The organism is Arthrobacter sp. HMWF013, from assembly GCF_003061105.1.
Classification (GTDB): Bacteria; Actinomycetota; Actinomycetes; order Actinomycetales; family Micrococcaceae; genus Arthrobacter.
Window position 1 is genome coordinate 1 of sequence record NZ_QAIQ01000280.1, and the last position, 2,954, is coordinate 2,954.

At 62.9% G+C, this 2,954-nt stretch carries 2 protein-coding genes; both read right to left on the minus strand.

The features are described from left to right. Positions 1-1,419: proline dehydrogenase family protein (locus DBR22_RS10995; RefSeq protein ID WP_181365132.1), on the minus strand; the 1,419-nt coding region annotated here is incomplete at its 3' end. Between the two features lie 261 nt (positions 1,420-1,680). After that, positions 1,681-2,954, minus strand: a 1,274-nt coding sequence (locus tag DBR22_RS11000) for an amino acid permease (RefSeq protein ID WP_108599044.1), incomplete at its 5' end; no start/stop codon positions are given.

Genomic DNA, 2,954 nt, shown 5'->3' on the forward strand with positions numbered 1-2,954 from the left:
GTCGTCGAGCGTGTCCAGGGAGGCGAGGAAGCGCTGCTTCTCCCGCTCGAAGAGGACTTCGTTTTCGCTCAGCTCGAACACTGCGGACATGAAGTTGTCCTGGCTGGCGCCCTCTTCGAGGCGGCGGATCAGGTAGGCGATCGCGACGTCGAACTCGGCCGGGTGCACCACGGGGGTGTAAAGCAGGAGGGAGCCGACGTCCTTCTTCACGGCTTCGGCCTGGCCCTGCGCCATGCCGAGCAGCATCTCGAACTCGATGCCGGATTCCACGCCGCGCTGCTTGGCCAGGAGCCAGGCGAAGGCGATGTCGAAAAGGTTATGGCCGGCCACGCCGATGCGGATGTTTTTGATCCGGTCCGGGTGCAGCGAGTAGTTGATGACCCGCTTGTAGTTGGTGTCCGAGTCCTGCTTGGTGTGCCAGGTGGCCAGCGGCCAGTCGTGGAGTGAGGATTCCACCTGCTCCATGGGCAGGTTGGCGCCCTTGACCACGCGGACCTTGATGGCGGCACCGCCGTTGGCGCGGCGTTCCGCGGCCCAGTCCTGGAGGCGGATCATGGCGGAGAGGGCGTCCGGGAGGTAGGCCTGGAGCACGATTCCGGCCTCCAGGTCCTTGAACTCGGGCTTGTCCAGGATCCGGGTGAAGACCGCGATGGTCATGTCCAGGTCCTTGTACTCCTCCATGTCCAGGTTGATGAACTTGGCCTTCTGGCCGGTGCTGGGGTTTGCGAAGGAGGCGGCGCGGGTGAACAGCGGCGTGAGCTTTTCCACGACGTGCTCCACGGCCTCGTCGAACGCCCAGGCGGAGTGCGGGGCCACGGTGGAGGAGACCTTGATGGAGACGTAGTCAACGTCCGGGCGGGCCAGGAGGGTGTGGGTGCCCTCGAGCCGGCGGGAGGCCTCGTGCTCGCCGAGGACTGCTTCACCGAGGAGGTTGACGTTGAGCTTGATGCCGTCCTTGCGGATCTTGGCGATGGCCGGGCCGAGCTTGGCGTCGGTGGCGTCCACGATCAGGTGGCCCACCATTTCGCGGAGCACCCGGCGGGCGATCGGGATGACAACCTGCGGCAGGACCGGGGCCATGGTGCCGCCGAGCTGGACAGCACTGCGCATGTACCAGGGCAGGAACGCCGGAACCTTGGGGGCCAGTGCGGCGAGGTTGCGTGCGGCGACGTTCAGGTCCTCGGGGCGGACGACGCCGTCGACGAAGCCCACCGTGAAGTCCAGGCCGTTCGGGTCCTTCAGGACGCCGGCGAGCTGCTGTGCGGAAGCATCGACGGGAACCTTCGAAGCTTCAGTGAGCCAGTGGCGGACCAGCGCGATGGTTTCCGCTGCCAGGGCGCGCGCCTGGGGCACGTCAACGTCGGCAGTGCGGGGCGCCGGGCCGGCGTTCACACCGGGTTCGATTGCAGTGTTGGTCATGGCTGGCTCTCGTTCTTTCTTGGGCAATGTTGGGGTCTTATTCATCAGTATGAGCCTGCGATCACATAAGATAAAGCGATGTTTTCTGAGCAATACAGGTTAGAAAACCCAACCTTTTCTGCGACGCTCTGTCACTCCCTGCGCCCTCCCACCCGACGCTCTCTCACTTAATGCGGGAAAAACGGAAACGCTCTCTCACTTTCCTCAAGAAAGTGAGAGAGCGTCCGGGTTTGAGCGACGTTAAGTGAGAGAGCGTTTGGGTCAGGCGAGGGGGCGGTGCATCTCCACAATTTCCTCGTGGCGCGGGCTGTTGGGGTTCATCAGCGAGTGCTTCTTGCCGTAGAAGAAGTAGATAGCCAGGCCAATGACCAGCCACACACCGAACCGCACCCAGGTTTCCCAGTGCAGCTGGAACATCAGGAAGGCCGAGGCCAGGACGCCGAAGGCAGGAATAAAGGGCATCAACGGCAGGCGGAAGGTACGGGGCGCATCGGGCTTCTTGTAGCGGAACACAATGACTGAGAAGCAGACGACGACGAACGCGGCCAGGATGCCGATGTTGGTGAGGTCCGCGACCTCCTTGATGGGGAACACGCCGGCCAGAAGGGCGGAAGCTACGCCGGCGATCCAGGTGACGCGCTGCGGCGTGCCGTGCCGGTCGGTCTTCGAAAACCAGCCCGGCAGGAGTCCGTCACGGCTCATGGAGAACCAGACCCGGGTAACGCCCAGGAGGAACGTCAGCATCACTGTCAGGATGGACAGAACCGCGAAAACAGAAATGATGGTGGCGATAACAGGCAGGCCTACTCCTGTGAAGGCGGAGGCAAAGCCCGCCTTGGGGTCAATGTCCTTGTAGTTCTGCATGCCGGTCAGCACCAGCGTCGCGGCAACGTAGAGCAGCATGGCAATGATCAGGGACAGGATGATGGCCTTGGGCATGTGCTTCTTGCCGTCCGTCGCCTCTTCGGCCGCCGTACTCATGGCGTCGTAGCCAAACACCGCGAAGAACACAGTTGCAGCGCCGGCCAACACGGGGCCGAATCCGCTCGGCATAAACGGGTTGTAGTTGTTGGTGTCGATGTAGAAGATGCCAAGACCGATGATGAAAAGGATCAGGATGACCTTGATGGCAACGGCCACCAGTTCGAACCGGCCAAAGGCCTTGGTCCCGCGGGAGAGGATCCACGTCACGATCAGGCAGACGACGATCGCGGGGATGTTGACGATGCCGCCCTTGCCCTCATCGGGCGTGGAGGTCATCCAGACGGGCATGTGGATTCCCAGGCCCGAAAGGAAGGCATCGAAGTATCCCGAGATGCCGATGGCCACTACGGCTACAATCGCAATGTATTCGAGCAGCAGGTCCCAGCCGATGAACCAGCCGATCACCTCGCCCAGCGCCACGTAGCCGTATGTGTAGGCCGAACCCGCGCGGGGGATCATGCCTGCGAATTCGGCATAGGACAGGGCTGCCGCGGCTGAGGCCAGGCCGGCAACCAGGAATGAAATCAACACGGCGGGCCCCACACCCGGAG